The sequence below is a fragment of the Tenacibaculum sp. FZY0031 genome (assembly GCF_036350695.1).
GTDB lineage: Bacteria > Bacteroidota > Bacteroidia > Flavobacteriales > Flavobacteriaceae > Polaribacter.
In genome coordinates this window covers 277,254-300,489 of record NZ_JAZDVY010000004.1, presented here as the reverse complement: position 1 = coordinate 300,489, position 23,236 = coordinate 277,254, and the positions used below count along the sequence as shown (strand labels likewise).

Sequence of the window (23,236 nt, the reverse complement as noted above, 5' to 3'; positions counted from 1 at the left end):
AAACAATGAAATACAAATTACTTTACATATGCTTGTTTTTAACTTCTTTTGCCTTTGCACAGCAACCTCAGGTAAAAGCAGAAATTGACACAACAAACATTAGAATTGGTGAACAGTTTCAATATAAAATAACTGTTGATGAAACTGAAAACGTTATCATTCCTAAACTAAATAACCTTAAAGGCTTAGAGGTTATTGACACCCTTAAAATAGACACTATTGAAAACAAACTCATCCGAAAATACATTTTAACAGGGTTTGATAGTGGTGCTTTTTACATTCCTCAACAACAAATTTTTATTAGAAACCAAGCTTATTTAACCGATAGCTTACTAGTTAATGTAGCCACAGTTCCTATAGACACTACCAAGATTAAAAAATTTCCAATTAAAGGGATTAAAGGAGAACCCTATCAATTTGACGATTTCAAACAATACATTTGGTGGGTTGTAATAGCCATTATTGTTATCGCATTACTCCTCTATTTCTTTGTTTTCAAGAAGAAAAAAGAACAAGAGGAAACTATCGTTGTTCCTTTATTGGCTCCTTATGAAGAAGCTATGCAAAAACTTGAAGAACTGGACAAAAAACTATTATGGCAAAATAATCAAGTTAAAAAATATTACAGCGAATTAACAGATATAATTAGAGGATATATTGAACGAGAGTTGCACGTTCCTGCCTTAGAAAGCACTACTGATGAATTAATTGATGTTTTAAGAGATTTTAACGATACTAATTCAATAGAAACTTCTAGGGAAATTATTGATAAATTAAAGGACTTATTACAAGAATCTGACTTAGTAAAATTTGCAAAATCGAAACCTTTGTCTCATGAGATAGAAGAAGACCGAAAAGAAGCAAAGCTTATTATAGATAATTTAAAACCTAAAAAACAAGAAGAAGATGATGAAGTGGAATAATTTCGAGTTTCATAGTCCAGAGTTTTTATGGTTGCTACTATTAATTCCTTTGTTAGCTTTTTGGAGTTTTTATACTCGAAAAAAAGACAGTGCTCAACTAAGAATGCCAAACATCAAAGGTTTTAAAGTACAAGGTTCTATTTTACCCAAACTAAAGCCCATACTGCCGCTCTTAAGACTACTGGCCTTAACCTGCTTAATAGTTGCTTTAGCACGTCCCAGAAATGTTGCCGTTAGTAAAAAAACGAAAACAAACCGAGGAATTGACATTGTAATGGCTGTTGATGTTTCTGCTAGTATGTTAGCAAAAGACCTTAAACCTAACCGACTAGAAGCCTTAAAAAGAGTAGCTACCGATTTTATAAACCGACGTCCAAATGACCGTATTGGTATTGTAGTATACGCAGGAGAAAGTTTTACACAAACTCCAATTACCAGTGATAAATCTATCGTAAAAAGAACCATTTCAGAAATTAAATGGGGACAACTAGAAGGAGGAACAGCAATTGGAATGGGCTTAGGTTCTGCGGTAAACAGACTCAAGGATAGCAAAGCCAAAAGTAAAGTGATTATCTTATTGACAGACGGTGTAAATAATGCTGGTTTTGTTGATCCTAAGACTGCTACCGATTTAGCAAAAGGAAACGGAATTAAGGTTTATACTATTGGTATTGGCACTAATGGAATGGCTCCTTTTCCTTGGGCCAAGGATCCAAGAACTGGTAAAATTTCTTTTAAAAACCAACCTGTTGAAATTGATGAGAATTTACTAAAACATATTGCTAGCGAAACCAGCGGTAAATATTTTAGAGCCACTAATAACACTAAGTTAAAAGAAATTTACGACGAGATTGACAAGTTAGAAAAAACTAAAATAGAGGAATTTAAATATTATAATTACTCTGAAAAATATCGCTTGTTAGTTTTCCTAGCAGGAATCTTTTTACTCTTAGAGTTCACGTTAAAAAACACGTTATTTAAAAGTTTTATATAAAATTGTGTAATTGTTAAACTGTTTAAAAGTTAAAAAATGTATATTTTCTCTTTTGAAAAAATTAGAAGTTTGGAAAGAAGCTGTTAAGCTTTCTAAAAAAAAATACTCTGTTACAGAAAATTTTGGTTTAACAATAGAAATTCTAAGTCAATTAATTGTTTCAAGAGATTTAAACTTTTTAAATGAAGAAGACTATTTAAAATTAAGAAATACCATATACAAAATTTCTAACATGTTGAATTCTTTACGAAAATTACAGTTAAACGATTAAACGCATCAATAATTAAACTATCCGAAGGATGTACAAACTAGAAGAACCAATATATTTTTATCTTTTTGCAATTATTCCTGTAATAATTGTGGTTTTCCTATTCGTTTTATGGTGGAAAAAACGAACTCAAAAAAAGTTTGCTAATCCGTTGCTTTTATCTAAAATAGCACCAAACACATCAACCTTTAAATCTGTACTAAAACTTGTTTTCTTTTTAGTAGGATTATCATTTTTAATTCTGTCATTAGTTAACCCTAAAATGGGAACAAAACTAAAAACCGTTAAAAGAGAAGGTGTTGATGTAGTATTTGCCTTAGACGTTTCTAAAAGTATGTTAGCAGAAGATATTGCTCCTAACAGATTAGAAAAAGCGAAACAAATAATTTCTAAAACTATTGATAAATTAGGAAGTGATAGAGTTGGTATTATCATCTATGCGGGGAATGCTTATCCTTTACTACCTATTACCACCGATCACGCTGCTGCAAAAATGTTTTTGCAAAACGCAAATCCAGACATGGTTTCGAGTCAAGGTACAGCCATTAATGAAGCGTTGAATTTAGCGAACACTTATTACGATAACGATGAGCAAACTAATCGTTTTTTAATCATTATTTCAGATGGTGAAGATCATCAAGAAGAAACTAAACAAGTTGCTCAAAACATCGCCAACGAAGGTGTTAAAGTATATACCGTAGGTGTAGGAACCGAAAAAGGAGGTCCAATTCCTATCAAATTAAATGGCGCGCTTATTGGTTATAAAAAAGATAGAATGGGAGAAACCGTCATTACTCAAAGAAAACCGGATGTTTTACAGGGAGTGGCAGATGCTTCTGACGGACAATATTTTGATGGTAATAAAACTGAAAATCCAGTAGAAGCTATAGAGAAGATTATTGGAAATGCCCAAAAAAATGAGTTTGAAACAAAACAATTTTCTGATTATAAAGACCAATTTCAATGGTTTGTAGGTATTGGACTGTTATTTTTAATTTTAGATATGTTTTTGTTTGATAAGAAAACCAAATGGTTGAAGAAAGTAGATTTGTTTAACGAAGAATCTTAACATGTAGTATGAAAAGTTTACAAAATTTAATATTTATTATAGTCCTTGCTGTTTCTGCGACAACCAATGCACAGCAAGATACACTTAAACTACAACGTGAAGCTCGTGCTTTGTTACGAGAAGGAAACAAGCTATACAATAAACAAAAGTTTAGTGATGCTGCTATTGCTTATCGAAAAGCTTTAGGTAAAAATAGTAAGTATGAAAAAGCAAGCTATAATTTTGGCAATACTTTATACCAAGAAAAGAAGTACAAAGAAGCAGTAGAACAGTTCAAAGTAACTACTGAGACTTCAAAAGACAAAATGGCTCAGGCTGAAGCTTATCACAACATAGGTAATGCTATGATGGAACAAAAGCAATATGAACAAGCTGTTGAAGCTTTTAAAAATTCCTTACGTAGAAATCCGAATGACGATGAAACTCGTTATAATTTAGCCGTTGCTCAAAAAGAAGCTAAAAAACAACAACAAAATCAGAAGGATAACAAGGATAAAAATAAAGACCAAAAAAACAAAGATCAGAAAGATCAACAGAAAAAAGACGACAAAGACAAACAAAACGATAAAAACAAGGATCAGAAAGGAGACGATAAGGATAAAAAAGATGATAAACAAGATCAGAAAAATGACGATCAAAAAAATCAACAAAAACCTAATCAAGACCAAAAAGACAAGCAAAATCAAAAACCGAAACCTCAACAAGGTAAAATGACTCCTGAACAAATGAAACAACTATTAGAGAGTTTAAATAATGAGGAAAACAAGACGCAGAAAAAAATGAATGCGAAAAAATCAAAAGGAAGAAAAGTGAAACAAGAAAAAGACTGGTAATTTTTCAGTTTTTAAAATCTTAGTTATTTTTAGACATTTTTGAAATTTAACATGAAGTTTAAAGTATACATATCGTTATTCGTTAGTTTTATAACATTTGCCATTCATGCACAAGACGCTGCGTTAACGGCTTCGGTTAGTAAAAACAAATTGGGTGTAAACCAACGATTACGTATTGAGTTTTCAATCAACAAACAAGGAGCCGATAATTTTAAAGCGCCAAGTTTTACTAATTTTAAAATAGTTGGAGGCCCTAGCCAGTCGGTAAGTCAATCTTGGATTAATGGTAAAATTTCTTTTAATCAATCCTATACCTTTATACTACAACCTAAAAGAAAAGGAGAATTTAATATTCCTCCAGCCAGTATTGAAATTGAAGGTAAAACACTCACTTCAAATCCTGTAAAAGTTATTGTTTTAGATGCTGTTGACATTCCTAAAAACCCAAATGACCCTAGTTATATTGCTGAGCAAAATATTCATTTAGTTGCCGAAATTTCTAAATCTAAACCTTATGTTGGCGAGGGAATTTATGTAGAATATCGCTTATATTTTAGCGATAATGTTGGTATTTATGATAATGCCATAACAGAAGCTCCACAATACAATGGTTTCTGGAATCAAGAAATTAAACGTAACGGAATGCCTGTTAAAACAGGTACTTACAACGGTGAAACTTATCGTTATGCTGTTTTACATAAAGCCCTGTTAATTCCAACAACCTCTGGTAAACTGACAATCGATCCTATGAAAATGGATATAATTGTGGCAGTTCCTACCGGACGAGCTGACTTTTTTGGAAACGTAATTACACGTCAAGTTCGTAAAGAATTTTCTTCTGCTAAGAAAATTGTTAACGCTCAGGCCTTACCTCTTAAAAACAAACCGGAAGACTTTACTGGTGCCGTTGGTGAATTTTCATTCGATGTTTCTTTAAGTAAAAATACCTTAAAAGCTAATGAATCATCACAAATTAAAGTTTCCGTAAATGGTAAAGGAAATTTAAAACTTTTTGAGCTACCAAAAGTTGAAACTCCTAAAGAACTAGAAGTTTATCAACCTGAAAGAAAAGAAAATGTTCGTATTACTGGAACTGGATTATCTGGATCTGTTACTGATAACTACACTGTTGTTCCTGAGTTTAAAGGAAAATATAGAATTCCAAAAACTAGCTTTTCTTACTTTAACCCAAAAGAAAAAGTATACCAAACCATCACTACTGATGATTTATACGTTGATGTTTTAGAAGGAAAAGAAATTCCAACAAACTCTGATGCTAATACAGTAGCCAAACAAGAGGTAAAAGTTACAGGTAGTGATTTTAGATATATTCAAACAACTACCAATTTACAGCCTATTAAAACTGATGATTTCTTTAAGTCAACCCTGTTTTATATTCTTTTGTTACTTCCTATTTTAGCAATTCCCGTTGGAATTGTTATTCAAAAAAAGAAGGAAGAACGTGATAGTGATGTATTGGGTAATAAGTTGCGAAAAGCAGACAAACTTGCCAAGAAATACTTATCAGAGGCTCAAAAACGATTAGGCAATAAAGAAGCCTTTTATGAAGCTTTAGAAAGAGCTTTACACAATTACTTAAAAGCAAAACTAGGTGTAGAAACCTCTGATATAAGTCGTGAAAAAATTACAGATTTACTAGCTGATAAAAACGTTCGTAAAGAAACTATTAACAGCTTTATTGAAGTATTTAACAATTGTGATTTTGCTAGATACACTCCAATTACCAATGTACAGATGAAAGAGGAGTATGAAAAAGCAAAACAAGTAATAATGCAATTAGATAGACAGTTATAATGAGAAAGTTAGTTATATATTTATTCTTATTGGTGTCAATTAGTACGTTTGCACAAAATGCCAATGATGTTTTTTTAAGTGCTAATTCTCTATACAAAGAAGGAAAGTACGAAGAAGCTATTAAGTTATATGAGCAAATAGAAGATGAAAACCTAGCTTCATCCGAAGTGTATTACAACTTGGCAAACTGTTACTATAAGCTTCATAAGATAGCTCCTACTATTTACAATTACGAAAAAGCATTGCAGTTAAACCCTTTAAATGAAGATGCTAAAAACAACTTAATTATCGCAAAACGTTTAACTCTTGATAGAATTGAAGCGTTGCCCAAATCAGTAGTTCAAAAATTCAATGAAAATTATTTACAAAAGTTTACTTATAATACCTGGGCTGTAATTACCATTGTATTTTCTTTTATAGCTTCTATTTTATTTTTACTATTTTATTTTGCCTATACCCCAAGTAAAAAAAGAACTTACTTTACAACCAGTATTATCTCATTTTTACTTTTACTAACTTGTTTGATTATAACGTACACACAATACAACCAATCTAAAAACAATATTGAGGCCATTATTTACACTGAAGAAGTTCCTGTTACTAATGAACCTACCGAAAACTCTAATGAAATTTTCATATTACACGAAGGAACCAAGGTTAAAATACTAGATTCTGTAGATAATTGGAAAAAAATAAAACTCGTTGATGGAAAAGTTGGATGGATAAAAACCAAAACTTTACAAGAACTATAACATTTTAGCTATAAAAAATTAGTTACTTTTACCTCTAAATAAATAAAAATCATCTTGAAATCTAAAATCGCCATTTTTTTTATTGTTCTATTCACAGGCATTATTGTTACGCCTTCGATTATTACATTGGTTGATAAAGATCAAGACATTACTATTTTCTTAAATCTTAGTGAAGAAGAAGAAAACACAAAACACGTTAAATTTGCTGAGTTAAAAGCGCACCCTAACGAAAACGATACTTCTTTTTTATACAAGAAAATCCAAAAGAGAAAAAACGTTCGTTTTCAATCTAAAGACTACGTTTCACAATACCCTAAAATTCTCACTCCTCCTCCCGAGTTCTTCACTACTTAAGCATCTAAGTAAGTTATCTCCTAACGAGGTCTTAAACAGAAAATCTAAAAAATATTTCAACGCATAGCAAAAACGGTATTGCTTCTTTGAAACATTTTAAGTTTCTCTTAGTCAAAAAATCAATCATTTAAATTAAATATACGCTCTGAATTTTTTATTTGGAGTCTAAATAAACGCATCTATTATGTTTAAAACTATTAAAAGCGACTTACCCGCAAGTATTGTCGTATTCTTTGTTGCTTTACCTTTGTGTTTAGGTATTGCTTTAGCGAGTGGAGCTCCTCTTTTTTCAGGTGTAATTGCAGGAATTGTAGGAGGTATTGTTGTTGGAGCCATTAGTGGCTCAAAAATTGGAGTTAGTGGTCCGGCAGCTGGTTTAGCTGCTATAGTATTAACCGCTATTGGTTCTTTAGGTGGTTATGAAAACTTTTTAGTAGCTGTTGTCTTAGGAGGAATTATTCAAATACTTTTTGGTGTTCTTAAAGCAGGAGTTATTGGTTATTATTTTCCATCATCTGTAATTAAAGGAATGCTTACTGGTATTGGTATCATAATTATTTTAAAGCAAATTCCTCATTTCTTTGGATATGATGCAGAACCAGAAGGAGCTGATAGTTTTATTGAACCTTCTGGAGAAAACACTTTTTCTGCTCTTTTAAGTATTACTGATAATATTACTATGGGGTCAATGGTTATTGGTTTTATTGGATTAGCTATTCTAATTCTTTGGGACAGAGTTTTAAGTAAAAAAGGAAAAATATTCCAATTAATTCAAGGACCATTAGTAGCCGTGGTAATGGGAATAGTCTTTTTTACCTTAACACAAGGAAATGAAACATTTGCAATACAAGCATCTCATTTGGTAAGTGTTCCTATTCCTGAAAGTTTTGATTCTTTCTTAGGTCAATTTACCTTCCCTAACTTTAGTGCTATTACCAACTACGAAGTTTGGGTAACTGCTTTTACAATTGCATTAGTAGCTAGTTTAGAAACCTTACTTTGTGTTGAAGCTACAGATAAATTAGATCCAGATAAAAACGTAACTCCAACAAATAGAGAATTATTAGCTCAAGGAACTGGAAATATCTTATCTGGTTTAATTGGAGGGTTACCAATTACTCAAGTAATTGTAAGAAGTTCTGCCAACATTCAGTCTGGAGGTAAATCTAAAATGTCAGCAATTATTCACGGGTTATTTTTACTATTATCTGTTATTTTAATTCCTACTCTGTTAAATAAAATACCGTTATCTGTTTTAGCTGCAATTTTATTAGTTGTTGGTTATAAACTAGCTAAACCAAGCTTATTTAAACAAATGTTTGCCTTAGGATGGAAACAATTTGTTCCTTTTATCGTAACCGTATTAGGTATTGTTTTTACCGATTTACTTACCGGAATTTCATTAGGATTAGCTGTTGGAGTTTGTGTTATTTTGATAAAAAGTTATCAAAATTCTCACTTCTTACACATCGAAGATAAAAGCAACGGAATACACAAAATAAAAATGACGCTTGCAGAAGAAGTAACTTTCTTTAACAAAGGAGCCATTTTAAAAGAATTAGATAGCTTACCTGAAGACACTCATTTAGAGTTAGACGTAAGAAAAACTAGGTACTTAGATAACGATATTATTGAAATTCTAGAAGATTTTGCTTTAAAAGCAAAAGAAAGAAATATCAATATTAAACTTATTTCAGAACGCGGTGTTGTAGAAAACCCAGAAAGCTTTATTAAGTTTTTTAAACTTAGACCAAAAGCTGCCTAAACGTTTTAAATTCGTAAATAAAAAAACGACATCAATAATTTTATAAAAATACATAATGAAAGCACATACTAAAGAAACGCAAGCTACAATGACTCCTGAAAAGTCATTACAATACTTAAAAGAAGGAAACTTAAGATTTCAAAACAACCTAAAAGCAAATCGTAACTTATTAGAACAAGTTAACGATACGAGAGAAGGACAATTTCCTTTTGCTACTATTTTAAGCTGTATCGATTCAAGAGTTTCTGCCGAATTAGTTTTCGACCAAGGCTTAGGAGATATTTTTAGTGCCAGAATTGCTGGTAACTTTGTAAACGAAGATATTTTAGGTAGTATGGAGTTTGCTTGTAAATTAGCGGGTACTAAATTAATCATTGTTTTAGGACACACTAGTTGTGGAGCTATTAAGGGGGCTTGTGACAATGCTGAGTTGGGTAATTTAACCAATATGTTAGGTAAAATAAAACCTGCTGTACAAGCCGTAACTGAACCTAAGGACGAAAGTTTGAGAAACTCGTCTAATTTAGAGTTTGTAAATAAAGTTGCCGAAAAAAATGTACATTTAACTATCGACCGAATTTTAAACGAAAGTGAAGTACTTGCCGAAATGCATAACAACGGTGAAATCATGATTGTTGGAGCGATGTATGATATTACTGACGGAGCGGTTACTTTTTTTGAATAAACAATACTTCCATAATTAATATAATAATATAAAGAGAATTTAAACGTGGTTTTAGATTCTCTTTTTTATTAACTTCGACAACTGGTGTGCTTCACTTATAAAACAAGCATCAAAGATTTTTCTAATAAACTTTTTTACTAATGAATCTATCTAAAATTTTTGAAAACAATAAAGAGTGGGTAAAAAACAAATTGTCTACCAATAACGATTATTTTAAAAAATTAAACGAAGGGCAAAGTCCTGAGTTATTGTACATCGGTTGTTCTGATAGTAGAGTTTCTGCCGAAGATTTAATGGGACTAAGTCCTGGTGATGTTTTTGTACACAGAAACATTGCCAATATGGTTCCTGCAATTGACTTAAATTCTGCTTCCGTTATTGAATATGCTGTTGAGCATTTAAAAGTAAACCATATTGTGGTTTGTGGCCACTATTCATGTGGTGGGGTTAAAGCAGCTATGCAATCTTCCGATCTAGGGTTGTTAAATCCATGGCTACGCTATATTAGAGATGTATACCGCCTACACAAAGAGGAACTGAATACTATAGAAGATGAAGATGCTCGCTACGATCGTTTGGTTGATTTAAACGTACAAGAGCAATGTGTTAACCTTATTAAAACTGCTGCCGTTCAAAAAGCATACAGGGATAGAGGTTTAAAAGTGCACGGTTGGATTTTTGATATCAAAACAGGAAACCTTATCGATTTAAATATCGATTTTGAACACATCTTAGAAGGTATTATGGAAATTTATCATTTAGATTAAATACAAAAGCGGATACTATTTTTATCCGTTTTTATATTGTTATTTCTAGTTCTTTATTATTCTCATTTTCTTCTCCTTCCTCATCTTTTATGATTGACGGAAAAATTGTTGGAGCAATCTTTTTTACTGGTTTAAATAAAATAGATTCTTCTAAACTCTCCTCCTTTACAAACGGAATAGTATCATTCATTTTTCCGAAGAAAATAAAAATTACGCTTAAAATTAATCCAATTTTTAAAGCTCCGAAAACACCTCCTAGAATTTTATTTAAAATTCCTAAGGCTGCAAAATCAGCTATTTTGGTTAAAATTTTCCCTAATAGTGCTATCGCTACAATTATTACCACAAAAGTTCCTGCAAAAGCCGCCAAAGAAATGTACTTTTCATCCCAAGTAACACTGTCTTTTAACCAATCTCCAATAAAGTATGAAAAGTGGATAGCTCCATACACTCCTGCAACCAAAGCAACCAAAGAAGCAACCTCTACAAACAATCCTTTCATTAAACCTCTTACAAAGCCAAAAAGTAGTAATGCAGCAATAATAATATCAAAAGTATTCATAAATATAAAAGCGTTCTACTGTAAAAATCTATGCTCAAATATACATAACTCATTTGTATCTTTGCTTTCTCAAAAAACACAAATGACAAAAGAAGCCAACTTAAAAGAAAAATGGGATTTTGTAATAACTCAATTATCACAACAATTTGCTGATGGAGATGATCTCAATATTGATGGAGTTATTTATTTAATTGGTGTTCAAGAATTAGGACAAGGACATCGTAAGTTTAAAAAAGATGAAAAAGTAAACCTTATGCATATCGCTATTTGTAAGTTATTAGAACCTTACGGATACTATGAATTCGATTTTTTTGATAACGATGGATGGCCTCACTATAAAACTGTAACCGAATTGCCCAACTTAAAACCAGGTGAACAATCGGTTTTAATGAAAGAAGCCATTATTAATTATTTTGAGTTGATTCATTTTTTTGATTAAGTAACGCTTAACTTCCGAATCATTTTTGATAATAACTTAGGAAAAAAACGCTTTGCATATACCCCTAACTTTTCCTTCGCACCTGCTATATATACTTCTTCCTTTTTAATTTTTATAGCTTTTATCATCATCTCAGCAAACCTCGTTGGTTGTATACCATTTGCTGTAGCTGAGTCCATCGTATTTTGTGGAGTTCCGTTTCCTGTTAATGCATTTTTCGACACATTGGTAGCTACAAACCCCGGACAAACTAACGTAACAGCTATATTATCTTTATAATGTTCTGCTCTCAAACTATCAAAAAAACCATGCAATGCGTGTTTAGTAGCTGCATACGTAGAACGCAGTGGAGTTCCTATTTTCCCAACAATACTTGTAGTTACAACAAAATGCCCTGATTTATTGTTTATAAAATGAGGCAATAAGCCTTTTGTCAATGCCACAGTTCCTAAGTAGTTAATGGCCATTAAGCGTTTATCAACTTTTATTGAAGTATCTTTTACGAGCGATCGTTGACTTATGCCTCCGTTATTTACTAAGACATCTACTCTTCCAAAAAAAGAAATGGCTTTGGTAACCTTCTCAGGAAGGTTTTCATAATCTTCTAAATCTAAAGGTAAAATCTTAACCTTTTCAGGAAATTTACAACGTTTTTGCACTTCTCTTAAAAGACTTTCATTTCTTGAAGATATAATTAACTTTGCTCCGTAATTAGATAACTCAACTACTAGAGATTTACCAATTCCAGAAGAAGCACCAGTTACCCAAAATATTTGTTCTTTAAAGTTCATGTTTTCAAATAATTAAAAAAACGTTTCTAAAATACATAAGAAAAAATAAAAGTGGTACACTTCTTGGATAGAAGTTCGTAAATGACTAGTTTTAAAACCTTATTAATAACCCTTTAAAATATTATGATGAAAAAATTACTGGCTCTATTAATATTCACCACATCACTTGTAAATGCACAGTACACTGTTAAAGGTACCATGACCCCTCCAGACAAAGGAGATTGGGTTATTTTATATAAAATTGAGGGAGCAAAACAAAAGTTTCTTTCAAATACCACTATTAAATTTGACACAGTTGCTATAAGTGGTGAACAACAAGTTTTAGGAAAGTTTAGCTTTGAACTACCTAACACAGCAACTCCTGGAGCCTACAGAGCTACTTATAGAAATTCTGGTGCTGGTTTTGTTGATTTTTTCTTCAATAAAGAAAATGTTGAGTTTGTTTTCAACCCAAGATATCCTGATCAATCAGTTCTTTTCACGAGTTCTAGAGAAAATAAACTATACAGTGAATACTTACAAGCATACAATGCTGTACAAAAAAAGATAGATTCGTTACAGGCTTCTTATATCGAAACAAATTCAAAAGATGCAAAAAAAGCATATAAAAAAGAACTTAAAGAATTAGAAGATGTACAGGAAACTTATGAAAACAAGTCTGAAGGAATGTTGGTCAATAGCTTTATAAGAGCTTCTCGTCGATATAATTCATCTAACCCGCATGATAACATACAAGATTACTTATCTGCTACCAATGAAAACTTTTTTGAATATGTTGATTTTAAGAGTGATGAATTATACAACTCTTCTTTTTTAATTGATAGAATTAACGACTATGTTTTTTACTTAAACTATTCTGAAGATAAAAATGTTCAACAAAAATTAATTAAGGAATCTATTACCAATGTTATGAAGAAAATTTCTTCTAACAAGTTAGAAAAAGCAGTAATCGATTATTTAATTAGTGCACTTACTGACAAGCGTAACGGACCAGTTGTAGATTGGATGTTTGCGGAATATTATGATAAACTTCCTACTGAAGATCAAGATGCCGATTTTAAAAAGGAAAAGCTAGATGTGTTACTAGCAACAGTAGGTAGAGTAGCTCCTGACTTTTCTTGGAAAGAAGGTGATGAAGAATACAAACTATCTACATTAAATGATGGTAACAAGTATTTATTAGTATTCTGGAGTACTGGTTGTCCACACTGTGTAAAAGAAATTCCTGAACTTTATAAGTTTATGCAAACTCATAAAGAAGTATCGGTAGTTTCTTTTGGTATTGAAAATGAAGAAAACGAATGGGATGAGTTTGTTAAAAACCTACCAGGATGGCACAATGCTATAGGAACACATCCTGAATATAAATTTGACAACGAAACCGTAAAAAAATATAACCTACTTGGTACTCCATCTTATTTCGTATTAGATAAAGACAAGAACATTATTGCCATGCCTGATCATGAAGAAGATGTAGAAAAGTACTTTAATAGTAATAACGAATAGTTAAACACTAATAAAACAGCATAAAAAAAGCTCAACAAACTTGTTGAGCTTTTTCTTTTTTAAAAATATAAAAATGCATCTTCAATATGTGTTATTACAAACTCATTTCGTTGTTTAATAATAGCAATGATATCAAACCGTATTTCTACATCTAAATCACGCTTTATAACGTAATCGTCTATAGCTGTAACTAATAGTTTTATTTTCTTTGGATTCACAAAGTCTTGTGGATTTCCAAAATAAGTTGTCGATCGCGTTTTAACTTCAACAACGGCTAATACATCTTTATTTTGGGCAATGATATCAACCTCCGCTTTTTGAAATCGGTAATTTGTTTCAACAATAGTATATCCATTTTTAACAAGATAATCTATTGCTAATTGCTCTCCTTTCTTACCAAGTTCATTGTGTTGTGCCATTTAAAAACTTATATTTGAGTAACCTTAAATCTTTTTATCATGAAAAAAAAACATGGGAAACACCGATAAAGCTATTAGAACTTTAATCGCTTTAATAATAGCTGCGCTATCTTACTTTGAATTTATTTCAGGAATTTTTGGTAATATCTTACTCGTACTGGCCATAATCCTTTTAGTTACAAGCTTGATAAATTTTTGTCCACTATACAAGTTATTAGGAATAAACACCTGTAAAACAAAAAACAGTTAATTAAACTCTACCAAACACTGCTTATTCTTACGTATCAATAATTTAACTTCGCTACCCATTATCAATGCTCTATTATCTGGTTCGTGACCTGCGGGAAAATTAAATAGCACAGGAATATCTTCAGGAACAACCTCTAAAATTAATTGTTCTATGGAGCTTCCCCACGGTGTTGTGTTTCTTTTAATTTTAGTCATATCACCAACAACAACAGCCTTTACTTTTGTAAAGTACCCTGCACGCTTTAAGCTTTGCAACATCCTATCTATCGAATATTTATACTCCCCTATTTCCTCTATAAACAAAACTTTTCCATCTGTAGAAAGTTGACTTTCTGACCCTAGCATAGAAGCCAAAATAGCAATATTACCGCCTATTAACTCTCCTGAAACCTCACCTACTCTATTCTCTTGTGAAGCAGGAATTTCATAGCGTAATTTTTCTCCAAATAATGCTTTCTTAAAAGTAGCGATTGTTTGTACAAGATCTTCTGGGTCTTCTTCCATACTTGTACCCATCATCGCATGTAACGTTTCAATTCCTAAGTTATGAACGTGATTATGAAATGCTGTAATATCAGAATAGCCTATAATCCATTTTGGATGTTTTTTAAACTTCGTAAAATCCAATTTATCTAAAATCCTCACAGAACCATATCCTCCACGTGCACTCCAAATTGCCTTAATACTAGGATTGTCTAACGCATCTTGAAAATCTTGACAACGCTCTTCATCGGTACCTGCAAAATGATCATTCTGAGCAAATAGATGTTTTCCATACACCACTTTTAAGCCCCAACTTTCTGCTAATTCTTTTGCTTTATCAATGGTTTGTTTACGATTTTTTAAAATTCCTGCAGGAGCAACAATTGCAATAGTATCTCCTTTCTTTAAATACGGTGGTGTGGTCAACTTCATAGTTTCATTTTGCGCGTAGACTGATGTAATTATCAGTAAAAAAAATAAGATGAAAATTCTTTTTTCCATAAACAAGTCTCTTTTCTTGATCTTAAAGGTTTAAAATCTATCAAATGTACCTAATTTATAACAGTATAAAAAATTGCTTTTTCGTACTTTTGCGCTTTAATTTTAGTAGAAAAACATGAGTACACCAAAAAGATATACAATTACAGCAGCATTACCTTACACCAATGGACCAATCCACATTGGACATTTAGCAGGTGTATATGTTCCTGGAGATATTTATGCACGTTACCTGCGTCAAAAAGGAAAAGACGTAGCCTATATTTGTGGTTCAGATGAACACGGAGTTGCAATACCCATGCGTGCTAAAAAAGAAGGTGTTACTCCACAAGATATTATTGATAAGTACAACGGAATCATCAAAAAATCATTTGAAGATTTTGGTATTTCTTTTGATAACTATTCTCGTACTTCAGCTGAAATTCATCACAAAACAGCTTCTGATTTCTTCACAAAGTTGTACAACGATGGTGAATTTATTGAAGAAGTTACTCAACAATTATATGACGAAGAGGCAAATCAGTTTTTAGCAGATCGTTTTGTCATTGGTACATGCCCTAAATGCGGAAACGAAGAAAGTTATGGTGATCAGTGTGAAAAATGTGGTACCAGTCATAACGCTACCGATTTAATCAATCCTAAATCGGCTATTACTGGAAATGTTCCTACCTTAAAAGAAACTAAACACTGGTTTTTACCATTAGATAAGCACGAAGATTTTTTACGTGAATGGATTTTAGAAGGACATAAGAACGATTGGAAACCAAATGTATTAGGACAATGTAAATCTTGGATTGATGACGGTTTACGCCCTCGTGCCGTAACTCGCGATTTAGATTGGGGAATACCTGTTCCTGTGGAAGGTGCTGACGGAAAAGTATTATATGTTTGGTTTGATGCTCCTATTGGTTACATCTCTTCTACTAAAGAATGGGCAGAACGAGAAGGTAAAAATTGGAAAGATTATTGGAAAAAAGACGATACTAAATTAGTCCACTTTATTGGTAAAGATAATATTGTATTCCACTGTATTATTTTCCCTGCCATGTTAAAGGCACATGGTGATTTTATTTTACCAGAAAATGTACCAGCTAACGAGTTTTTAAATTTAGAAGGAAATAAACTATCAACTTCTAAAAACTGGGCGGTTTGGTTACATGAGTATTTAGAAGAGTTTCCTAACCAACAAGATGTATTGCGCTATACCTTAACAGCCAATGCTCCTGAAAATAAAGACAACGATTTTACTTGGAAAGATTTTCAAGCTAAAAACAACAACGAGTTAGTTGCTATTTTTGGAAATTTCATTAACCGTGTGGTAGTATTAACAAACAAATACTACAACGGACAGGTACCACCTGCGGGGAAATTCTCAGAAATTGACAAAGATACTTTAGAGCAATTACAGCAATTCCCAGATATTATTGCAAAATCTATCGAACGTTATCGTTTTAGAGAAGCGTCTCAAGAAATGATGAATTTAGCTCGTTTAGGTAATAAGTATTTAGCTGACGAAGAACCTTGGAAGGTGATTAAGGTTAACGAAGAGCGCACCAAAACTATTATGAATGTTGCCTTGCAAATCGCAGCAGGTTTAGCGATAGTATCAGAACCATTTTTACCATTTACCTCAAGTAAATTAAAGTCAATTTTAAATATTGATACTATGCTTGCTTGGAATGATGTAGCTGAAAAAGATATTCTATTACCAGCTGATCATCAAATTAATAAAGCTGAATTATTGTTTTCTAAAATTGAAGACACTGCAATTCAAGCACAGTTAGACAAACTAGAAGCTACTAAAAAAGCGAATGAAGCTGCTAACAAAGTAGTTGAGCCTCAAAAAGAGACTATTGAATTTGATGATTTCACCAAAATGGACATTCGAATAGGAACTATTGTTGCGGCTGAAAAAGTAGCTAAAACAAAAAAGCTACTGAAACTTACCGTAGATGTTGGCATTGACACACGTACGATTGTTTCTGGAATTGCTGAAAGCTTTAAACCAGAAGATATCGTTGGGCAACAAGTATCTGTACTGTGTAATTTAGCTCCAAGAAAATTACGTGGTGTAGAGAGCCAAGGAATGATTTTAATGACCGATACTCCTGATGGTAAATTAGCCTTTGTACAACCTTCAGAAAAGGTGAATAATGGAGAATTTATCGCTTAAACAAAAAACTGTATTTACTATATTTGAAACCTCGCATAAAATGCGAGGTTTTTTTATAGTATAAATTAGCATGAAAAAAAATTTTACAACTACCTTCCTATTAACCTTTTGTACAACGTTTTTTAGTCAACAAAAACTGGTTGAATTTAATAATTCACTGAAAGATAATAACTCTAACATAAAAGACATTTATACTCTGGTAAATCACCAAAATAATTTCTTTTCAATTTTCTTTGCTGACGCCAAAAATGTATACTCTTATAATTTTGATAATACTTTCTCTATTAAAAGTAAGCTATTGTTTGAAAATAAAAGGAGAAAATACAAAGACATTATTGGTTATAGTTTTCTCGAAAATGGAGATTATAAACTATATCTTAAAAATAAAGAAAATGATTTTTTAGAAATTTATTTTTCTTTAAATGAAAATACTTCGACATCTAAAGAATTTAAACTTTTTAAAGATTATGAAACGTATCTACAATCTGTTACTATAAATAATAAATTTTACCTTATATCTGGCTCAAAAGAAGTTAATGGTTTATACTTCTATACTTTTGATGAAGATAAACCACGAAGAAATAAGATTAATTTGGATAAACTAGACTTAGTATCATCTTCTGGTGAAAAAAAAGAGCTAATGTCTATTTTAATGAAATCATTACCTCTATTTAAGTTTGATGAGAACACACCTAATTCCATGGAAATTTCTTCAAAGAAACAAAAAATGTATGCTCAAGATGAATCAATTATTTTTACCCTAAATAATAACTCAGATTTTACACAAATTGTCAAAATAGATTTAAAGAATTTTATTGCTTCTTCTTTTAAATTAAAGACCCCTCAGGAAGATATAAAAAGGCGCAAAAAGAAATCCAACTCATATTTACTTAATAATAAAGTATTTTCTCTTACCTTTTCTAAAGAAAAACTCAATTTTAATATTATAGATTTAGCAAATAGAAGAACTATAAAAGAGTTTTCAGTATCAAAAACAGATACTATTAAATTTAAAAACTCTCCTATTGAAACACGTACTGGCACCTACAAAAAATACAATGATTTAAAAAAAACGAAGAAATTTTTTAACACTATGAGCTATGCCAACCCAGCTATTAATGTTGTTTTTAATAATGATAAATATTATCTAACGATTGGAGGTTCATTAGGTCCAGTTACCCGAGGTGTTAGTAGTTCTGGAGTGGGGGGTGGTTTTGGTACCAACAGTTTAACTTTACCAAAAGGTCACTCTGTTTCTTACTCTAACAATGTTGGCAACAGTTTTTACTATTACACAAATTCAGATGAATTTAACTTTATAAAATTTTCTAGCATTTTAAATGAAAAGTTTTCTCATTTAGAAGACGAAAAAAACGCAAATGTTTTTGAAAAAATTAAAGACTATCTAGACCCTGAAAGATCTAAACTTAAACTTTCTGATTTTTTTCATTTACCTTTTAAAGGAGATAAGTTTGATCCAAATGATGGAGTATTTAAGTACAAAGACTTTTATATTTATATTGATTATAATCAGAAAAATGAAACTTTTAAACTGTTAAAATTTACCAACTAAGACAAAAGTTAATACTATGTATAAAAGCCTCGAAAATAGCAAGGTTTTTTTATTCTAAAATATTTTTAAATGCAACTTATCTCCTATATAACCTCTCGTACACAAATCTCAAAACAATCAATTCAAAACACGATTGAACTGTTAAATGAAGATTGTACCATTCCTTTTATATCCCGTTACCGAAAAGAAAAAACAGGAAATTTAGACGAAGTTGAAATTGGTCAAATTGTACAGTTCAAAGAACAATTTGAAGCCTTAGAAAAACGGAAAGCAGCAATTTTAAAAGCCATTGAAGAACAAGATGCTTTAACTGATGAGTTAAAAGCAAAAATTGAAAAGACAGATGATGTAACTACCCTAGAAGATATTTACCTACCTTATAAGAAGAAACGTAAAACCAAGGCTGAAACCGCTCGTAAAAATGGCTTAGAACCTTTGGCGAAGATGATTATGAGTCAGCGAGTAAACGATTTGGACTACACCGCTTCAAAGTATGTAAACAATGACGTTGAATCTGAAGAAAAAGCGTTAGAAGGCGCTCGCCATATTATTGCTGAATGGATTAATGAACGTACGGATATTCGAAATAACATTCGTTATCAATTAGAGCGTTTTGCTACCATTGCAACCAAGGTTGTCAAAACTAAAAAAGAGGACGAAGCTGCTCAAAAATTTAAAGATTATTTTGATTGGGAAGAAAATCTAAGTCGAATTCCTTCTCACCGATTGTTAGCTATTTTACGTGCAGAAAAAGAAGGATTTATTCGTGTAAAAATTAGTATAGACGACGAACGAGCATTGCAAAAAATGGAAGACAGAGTTATTCGTTCACATAACGAATGTGCTGAACAAATTGAATTAGCCATTACTGACGCTTACAAACGTTTGTTATTCCCTGCGCTGTCAAACGAAGCTTTAACAATTGCTAAGGAAAAAGCAGACGAAAGCGCCATCAACGTATTTGCTAAAAACCTACAACAATTACTGTTAGGTTCCCCATTGGGTGAAAAACGAATTTTAGCTATTGATCCTGGATTCAGAACAGGGTGTAAAGTGGTTTGTTTAAACGAACAAGGAGACTTATTACATAACGAAACTATTTTTCCGCATGCACCTCAACATCAATCTAAAGAAGCAATGAACAAGCTTTGTTCTTTGGCAGATGCTTATAAAATAGAAGCGATTGCTATAGGTAACGGAACCGCTTCAAGAGAAACAGAACAATTAGTAAAACGTGTATATTTTAAAAATTCAGTAGAAGTCTTTGTAGTAAGCGAGGCTGGTGCATCCATTTATTCAGCTTCTAAAATTGCACGAGATGAGTTTCCTAATTATGATGTAACTGTTCGTGGGGCTGTTTCAATCGGGCGTCGATTAGCTGACCCTTTAGCTGAACTGGTAAAGATAGAAGCAAAATCAATTGGAGTTGGGCAATATCAACACGATGTAGACCAAACACAATTAAAAAAATCATTAGATACGGTAGTAGAACACTGCGTAAATAAAGTTGGTGTAAATATTAACACTGCCAGCGCTTCCTTATTAAGTTATGTTTCTGGTATCGGTCCTAAATTGGCTGAAAACATTGTGAACTATCGAAATGAAAATGGGGCTTTTCCCAATAGAATAACGATAAAAAAAGTCCCTCGTTTAGGCGGAAAAGCATTTGAGCAATCCGCTGGATTCCTACGAATTAAAAACGGTGATAATCCACTAGATGATTCTGCTGTACATCCAGAGCGCTATGCTTTAGTAAAACAAATAGCCAAAGATGTTGGCAAAAAAGTAGATGACTTGATTGGAAATTCTTCTGTTTTAAAACAAATTAAACTCCAGCAGTACGTAACTGAATCTTTCGGGTTGCCAACACTACAAGATATTGTGAAAGAGTTGGAAAAACCTGGCTTAGATCCTCGTGAAAAAGCCAAAGCTTTTAGCTTTAATGAACATATTAAAACGATAGATGATGTACGAATAGGTATGGTACTACCCGGAATTGTAAATAACATTACTAACTTTGGTTGCTTTGTTGATATAGGTATTAAAGAAAGTGGCTTAGTACATGTATCCAATCTTGCTGATACATTCGTACAAGATGTTAACGAGCATGTAAGTTTACATCAACATGTTCAAGTTAAGGTACTAGAAGTAGATACTGCCAGAAAACGGATTCAATTAAAACTCGAAAAATAAAAAACCAGCTACTCTAGCTGGTTTTTCCCAATCAAAATCAATAAAAGGAATATAAATTTGGCACTTCCTTTAGTTGATACGTTTTATAACTAACCTTTTATCATTCGCTTCTAAAACTACTTCTGTTTCAGACATTACAGCAACTTCCCACTCTTTATTAAATGCATTTACAGGTTCGTCTGAAAAGTTTAAAGCTAGCATACTCCCATCATTTAACGACTCCCAAACACCTTCTATTACAGCTCCGTCCTTTTTTGCTTTAACTACATTCTCTGAATAAAAATAAATTTGATAATCGGCAAAAACTGCTGTTTCATCTTCTCCGGTATTTTTATAGCTTTCAACAGCCCAAATGCTACCTTCTGCTAATAGAATAGCATTCAATCCATCTTTTACAGTAGAGCATTGACTTTTAAAGCGAAGGTGGTTTCCTTCAAGTAATAAATGCACACTTACTTCCCCTGAATCTTCTTTAACTTCGTGTAAATACCACGTTCCGTTAAAAGCTGGATAATCCGGTATATTGATTGAAAAACTCATCTCATTCCCTTCTCCTGTTATTTCCCATATTCCTTCTGAAATATCTCCGTTATTATCTATTTTTATTGACCCGTTTTCTCTAAATGAAAATGTAAACATTTTAAACTCTTCCGTAAGATACTCTTCATTTAAGTATAATTTTTCTACACTCCATTCATTACAATTTGCAAATATTTTTTTAATTCCTTCTGTACTACATTTATCACAATCATCATCGTTATAGTCATTATCATCATCTTCATCACAACTATTTTTTGCTGCTTCTAGCGCTTCTTCTAACTCTTGCATATTATTAATATACACATAGGTATCTCCATTTAATATTACTTTAAAAGGAAACTCTATTGTTACTGCTGAGTAGTCTTCTAAGTCTTCAATCAGCTTATGCATTTGTTCATCATCTTCAATGGTAATGGTGAGTATTAACTCTAAATTAGCATTAAATACTGATGCTTTAAGTGGGTAATAAAAATCTAAGCACTCAATATCATCGTCAGCTTCATTTTCTCCTGTACAATTTTCTGCTAAACGCTGTAATTCTTCATCAGAATTTACTGTTTTAACCGTATAATCACTTAGTATAACTTCTATAGGATACGAAATAACAATAGCATCTACATCGTTGTCAAACAAATCAAAAATATCTTCAATTTCTTCATAGCCATCTTCATCATTTACTGTTATTTCTTTTGAATTTACGGTAACGGTTACTGGTAATTTAACACTCAAACAACTAGCCTTATCAATAATATTGTCTTTAGAACCATCTTTTGCAACAGTATTTTTCATCAATTTAGCTACTGTCGAATTTGCAGCAAGTTCATTTTCTATTGGGGGATCAATAATTTGAATCTCTTCCGTTCTACACGAAAACAATATTAGTAATGTACTAAATAGCAACAAGGATGTTTTAAAAAATTTCATAATTTCTGGGTTATTTATTTGTTTTAGTTCGATTTATTGCTCCTTTCATATAAAACAACTAACTTTTACAATATCCCAATAAAAAAATATTTTTTATACCTTTCTCCCTCTTAAAACCTTATTTTAGTTTGTCTAAATCCCTATATCATAACATTTGTGGTGAAAAGAAATTTTCTTTATTGTATAAAAAACATGCTCAAGAGCTGGGTGCTTTTTTATACTACAAGTACGGAAGTGCTTTAAACCCTACCGATAAAGTTCAGGATGCTTTTATTAAGTTATGGGAAAATTGTGAAAAAATAATTCCTGAAAAAGCTAAGTCCTTTCTTTATACCGTTGCTAATAATTTAATGTTAAACGCTGTGAAGCATCAAAGAGTTGTTTTTAAGCACCAAGAGATAAAGCCCAAAGATTACACAAATGAATCTCCTGAATTTATGCTTCGTAAAAAAGAATTTTTACAGCGATATGAAAAAGCTTTATCAAACCTCAAAGAAGAGGAACGTGTGGCTTTTATGTTGAATAAAATAGAAGGTAAAACACACAAAGAAGTTGGAGAAATATTAGGCATTACAAAAAAAGTTGCTGAACATAGAATTTATTCGGCGTTTAAAAAATTAAAAAATCAATTAGATGATTTGAAATAAAAATTTTGGGATAT

General features: G+C 31.7%; 23 protein-coding genes. 18 read left to right on the top strand and 5 right to left on the bottom strand.

Annotated elements, in window-relative coordinates; genetic code table 11:
- Nucleotides 1–5 precede the first annotated feature (5 nt).
- From V1T75_RS07605 to V1T75_RS07555, 11 genes are all read left to right on the top strand, one after another.
- Nucleotides 6–923: a hypothetical protein gene (locus tag V1T75_RS07605; protein WP_330487945.1), complete on the top strand. Its 918-nt coding sequence runs from the start codon at nucleotides 6–8 to the stop codon at nucleotides 921–923.
- Nucleotides 910–1,917, top strand: a complete 1,008-nt coding sequence (locus V1T75_RS07600; RefSeq protein ID WP_330488009.1) for a vWA domain-containing protein — start codon at nucleotides 910–912, stop codon at nucleotides 1,915–1,917. The genes V1T75_RS07605 and V1T75_RS07600 overlap by 14 nt, the downstream gene beginning before the upstream one ends.
- A gap of 52 nt (nucleotides 1,918–1,969) precedes the next feature.
- Entirely contained in the window at nucleotides 1,970–2,188 is a 219-nt protein-coding gene (locus tag V1T75_RS07595; RefSeq protein WP_330487944.1) for a four helix bundle protein, read from the top strand.
- Nucleotides 2,189–2,216: 28 nt separating this feature from the next.
- Complete coding sequence (locus V1T75_RS07590) at nucleotides 2,217–3,254, top strand: VWA domain-containing protein (protein ID WP_330487943.1); 1,038 nt, start codon at nucleotides 2,217–2,219, stop codon at nucleotides 3,252–3,254.
- A gap of 8 nt (nucleotides 3,255–3,262) precedes the next feature.
- Nucleotides 3,263–4,087 carry a tetratricopeptide repeat protein gene (locus V1T75_RS07585; protein ID WP_330487942.1) on the top strand — a complete coding sequence of 275 codons (825 nt, stop codon included), beginning with the start codon at nucleotides 3,263–3,265 and terminating at the stop codon, nucleotides 4,085–4,087.
- Between the two features lie 51 nt (nucleotides 4,088–4,138).
- Nucleotides 4,139–5,902: a BatD family protein gene (locus tag V1T75_RS07580; RefSeq protein ID WP_330487941.1), complete on the top strand. Its 1,764-nt coding sequence runs from the start codon at nucleotides 4,139–4,141 to the stop codon at nucleotides 5,900–5,902.
- Nucleotides 5,902–6,654: a CDC27 family protein gene (locus V1T75_RS07575; protein WP_330487940.1), complete on the top strand. Its 753-nt coding sequence runs from the start codon at nucleotides 5,902–5,904 to the stop codon at nucleotides 6,652–6,654. The genes V1T75_RS07580 and V1T75_RS07575 overlap by 1 nt, the downstream gene beginning before the upstream one ends.
- Before the next feature lie 54 nt (nucleotides 6,655–6,708).
- Entirely contained in the window at nucleotides 6,709–7,008 is a 300-nt protein-coding gene (locus V1T75_RS07570) for a hypothetical protein (protein WP_330487939.1), read from the top strand.
- 184 nt (nucleotides 7,009–7,192) lie between these two features.
- Nucleotides 7,193–8,773 (top strand): SulP family inorganic anion transporter, encoded by a 1,581-nt coding sequence (locus tag V1T75_RS07565; protein ID WP_330487938.1) that lies wholly within the window; start codon nucleotides 7,193–7,195, stop codon nucleotides 8,771–8,773.
- 55 nt (nucleotides 8,774–8,828) lie between these two features.
- Nucleotides 8,829–9,458, top strand: a complete 630-nt coding sequence (locus V1T75_RS07560; protein ID WP_330487937.1) for a carbonic anhydrase family protein — start codon at nucleotides 8,829–8,831, stop codon at nucleotides 9,456–9,458.
- A gap of 140 nt (nucleotides 9,459–9,598) precedes the next feature.
- Nucleotides 9,599–10,225, top strand: coding sequence for a carbonic anhydrase (locus V1T75_RS07555; protein ID WP_330487936.1), 627 nt, complete (start codon nucleotides 9,599–9,601; stop codon nucleotides 10,223–10,225).
- Nucleotides 10,226–10,256: 31 nt separating this feature from the next.
- Here V1T75_RS07555 and V1T75_RS07550 read toward each other — a convergent pair whose 3' ends face one another.
- Nucleotides 10,257–10,787 carry a CvpA family protein gene (locus V1T75_RS07550; protein ID WP_330487935.1) on the bottom strand — a complete coding sequence of 177 codons (531 nt, stop codon included), beginning with the start codon at nucleotides 10,785–10,787 and terminating at the stop codon, nucleotides 10,257–10,259.
- A gap of 82 nt (nucleotides 10,788–10,869) precedes the next feature.
- Between V1T75_RS07550 and V1T75_RS07545 the strand changes: the two genes are divergently transcribed.
- On the top strand, nucleotides 10,870–11,226 hold the full coding sequence (locus V1T75_RS07545; protein WP_330487934.1) for a hypothetical protein: 357 nt from the start codon (nucleotides 10,870–10,872) through the stop codon (nucleotides 11,224–11,226).
- Here V1T75_RS07545 and V1T75_RS07540 read toward each other — a convergent pair.
- Nucleotides 11,223–12,017, bottom strand: a complete 795-nt coding sequence (locus V1T75_RS07540) for an SDR family oxidoreductase (protein ID WP_330487933.1) — start codon at nucleotides 12,015–12,017, stop codon at nucleotides 11,223–11,225. The genes V1T75_RS07545 and V1T75_RS07540 overlap by 4 nt on opposite strands.
- Before the next feature lie 123 nt (nucleotides 12,018–12,140).
- Here V1T75_RS07540 and V1T75_RS07535 point away from each other — a divergent pair, with 123 nt between their 5' ends.
- On the top strand, nucleotides 12,141–13,523 hold the full coding sequence (locus tag V1T75_RS07535) for a TlpA disulfide reductase family protein (protein WP_330487932.1): 1,383 nt from the start codon (nucleotides 12,141–12,143) through the stop codon (nucleotides 13,521–13,523).
- Between the two features lie 59 nt (nucleotides 13,524–13,582).
- Here V1T75_RS07535 and V1T75_RS07530 read toward each other — a convergent pair whose 3' ends face one another.
- Nucleotides 13,583–13,942: a YraN family protein gene (locus V1T75_RS07530; protein WP_330487931.1), complete on the bottom strand. Its 360-nt coding sequence runs from the start codon at nucleotides 13,940–13,942 to the stop codon at nucleotides 13,583–13,585.
- Between the two features lie 52 nt (nucleotides 13,943–13,994).
- On the opposite strand from V1T75_RS07530, the gene V1T75_RS07525 reads away from it, so the two are divergent.
- Nucleotides 13,995–14,192: a YgaP family membrane protein gene (locus V1T75_RS07525; RefSeq protein ID WP_330487930.1), complete on the top strand. Its 198-nt coding sequence runs from the start codon at nucleotides 13,995–13,997 to the stop codon at nucleotides 14,190–14,192.
- On the opposite strand, the gene V1T75_RS07520 is transcribed toward V1T75_RS07525, so the two are convergent.
- Nucleotides 14,189–15,175 carry a S66 peptidase family protein gene (locus tag V1T75_RS07520; protein WP_330487929.1) on the bottom strand — a complete coding sequence of 329 codons (987 nt, stop codon included), beginning with the start codon at nucleotides 15,173–15,175 and terminating at the stop codon, nucleotides 14,189–14,191. The genes V1T75_RS07525 and V1T75_RS07520 overlap by 4 nt on opposite strands.
- Nucleotides 15,176–15,290: 115 nt before the next feature.
- Here V1T75_RS07520 and metG point away from each other — a divergent pair, with 115 nt between their 5' ends.
- The 3 genes from metG (at nucleotide 15,291) to V1T75_RS07505 (ending at nucleotide 21,111) form a co-directional block, all read left to right on the top strand.
- Nucleotides 15,291–17,345, top strand: coding sequence for a methionine--tRNA ligase (metG, locus tag V1T75_RS07515; protein ID WP_330487928.1), 2,055 nt, complete (start codon nucleotides 15,291–15,293; stop codon nucleotides 17,343–17,345).
- A gap of 70 nt (nucleotides 17,346–17,415) precedes the next feature.
- Nucleotides 17,416–18,918 (top strand): hypothetical protein, encoded by a 1,503-nt coding sequence (locus V1T75_RS07510; RefSeq protein WP_330487927.1) that lies wholly within the window; start codon nucleotides 17,416–17,418, stop codon nucleotides 18,916–18,918.
- Between the two features lie 69 nt (nucleotides 18,919–18,987).
- A complete protein-coding gene (locus tag V1T75_RS07505; RefSeq protein ID WP_330487926.1) occupies nucleotides 18,988–21,111 on the top strand; it encodes a Tex family protein in 2,124 nt (707 codons plus the stop codon).
- Between the two features lie 69 nt (nucleotides 21,112–21,180).
- Here V1T75_RS07505 and V1T75_RS07500 read toward each other — a convergent pair whose 3' ends face one another.
- Nucleotides 21,181–22,575: a hypothetical protein gene (locus V1T75_RS07500; protein ID WP_330487925.1), complete on the bottom strand. Its 1,395-nt coding sequence runs from the start codon at nucleotides 22,573–22,575 to the stop codon at nucleotides 21,181–21,183.
- Between the two features lie 128 nt (nucleotides 22,576–22,703).
- On the opposite strand from V1T75_RS07500, the gene V1T75_RS07495 reads away from it, so the two are divergent.
- Complete coding sequence (locus V1T75_RS07495) at nucleotides 22,704–23,222, top strand: RNA polymerase sigma factor (protein WP_330487924.1); 519 nt, start codon at nucleotides 22,704–22,706, stop codon at nucleotides 23,220–23,222.
- Nucleotides 23,223–23,236: the final 14 nt, after the last annotated feature.

What these genes read in the sequence shown, in the direction of transcription:
- V1T75_RS07605 (WP_330487945.1), top strand. Translation starts at nt 6, where the DNA reads ATGAAATACAAATTACTTTACATATGCTTGTTTTTAACTTCTTTTGCC.
- V1T75_RS07600 (WP_330488009.1), top strand. Translation starts at nt 910, where the DNA reads ATGAAGTGGAATAATTTCGAGTTTCATAGTCCAGAGTTTTTATGGTTG.
- V1T75_RS07590 (WP_330487943.1), top strand. Translation starts at nt 2,217, where the DNA reads ATGTACAAACTAGAAGAACCAATATATTTTTATCTTTTTGCAATTATT.
- V1T75_RS07585 (WP_330487942.1), top strand. Translation starts at nt 3,263, where the DNA reads ATGAAAAGTTTACAAAATTTAATATTTATTATAGTCCTTGCTGTTTCT.
- V1T75_RS07580 (WP_330487941.1), top strand. Translation starts at nt 4,139, where the DNA reads ATGAAGTTTAAAGTATACATATCGTTATTCGTTAGTTTTATAACATTT.
- V1T75_RS07575 (WP_330487940.1), top strand. Translation starts at nt 5,902, where the DNA reads ATGAGAAAGTTAGTTATATATTTATTCTTATTGGTGTCAATTAGTACG.
- V1T75_RS07565 (WP_330487938.1), top strand. Translation starts at nt 7,193, where the DNA reads ATGTTTAAAACTATTAAAAGCGACTTACCCGCAAGTATTGTCGTATTC.
- V1T75_RS07560 (WP_330487937.1), top strand. Translation starts at nt 8,829, where the DNA reads ATGAAAGCACATACTAAAGAAACGCAAGCTACAATGACTCCTGAAAAG.
- V1T75_RS07555 (WP_330487936.1), top strand. Translation starts at nt 9,599, where the DNA reads ATGAATCTATCTAAAATTTTTGAAAACAATAAAGAGTGGGTAAAAAAC.
- V1T75_RS07550 (WP_330487935.1), bottom strand. Translation starts at nt 10,787, where the DNA reads ATGAATACTTTTGATATTATTATTGCTGCATTACTACTTTTTGGCTTT.
- V1T75_RS07545 (WP_330487934.1), top strand. Translation starts at nt 10,870, where the DNA reads ATGACAAAAGAAGCCAACTTAAAAGAAAAATGGGATTTTGTAATAACT.
- V1T75_RS07540 (WP_330487933.1), bottom strand. Translation starts at nt 12,017, where the DNA reads ATGAACTTTAAAGAACAAATATTTTGGGTAACTGGTGCTTCTTCTGGA.
- V1T75_RS07535 (WP_330487932.1), top strand. Translation starts at nt 12,141, where the DNA reads ATGATGAAAAAATTACTGGCTCTATTAATATTCACCACATCACTTGTA.
- V1T75_RS07530 (WP_330487931.1), bottom strand. Translation starts at nt 13,942, where the DNA reads ATGGCACAACACAATGAACTTGGTAAGAAAGGAGAGCAATTAGCAATA.
- V1T75_RS07525 (WP_330487930.1), top strand. Translation starts at nt 13,995, where the DNA reads ATGGGAAACACCGATAAAGCTATTAGAACTTTAATCGCTTTAATAATA.
- V1T75_RS07520 (WP_330487929.1), bottom strand. Translation starts at nt 15,175, where the DNA reads ATGGAAAAAAGAATTTTCATCTTATTTTTTTTACTGATAATTACATCA.
- metG (WP_330487928.1), top strand. Translation starts at nt 15,291, where the DNA reads ATGAGTACACCAAAAAGATATACAATTACAGCAGCATTACCTTACACC.
- V1T75_RS07510 (WP_330487927.1), top strand. Translation starts at nt 17,416, where the DNA reads ATGAAAAAAAATTTTACAACTACCTTCCTATTAACCTTTTGTACAACG.
- V1T75_RS07505 (WP_330487926.1), top strand. Translation starts at nt 18,988, where the DNA reads ATGCAACTTATCTCCTATATAACCTCTCGTACACAAATCTCAAAACAA.
- V1T75_RS07500 (WP_330487925.1), bottom strand. Translation starts at nt 22,575, where the DNA reads ATGAAATTTTTTAAAACATCCTTGTTGCTATTTAGTACATTACTAATA.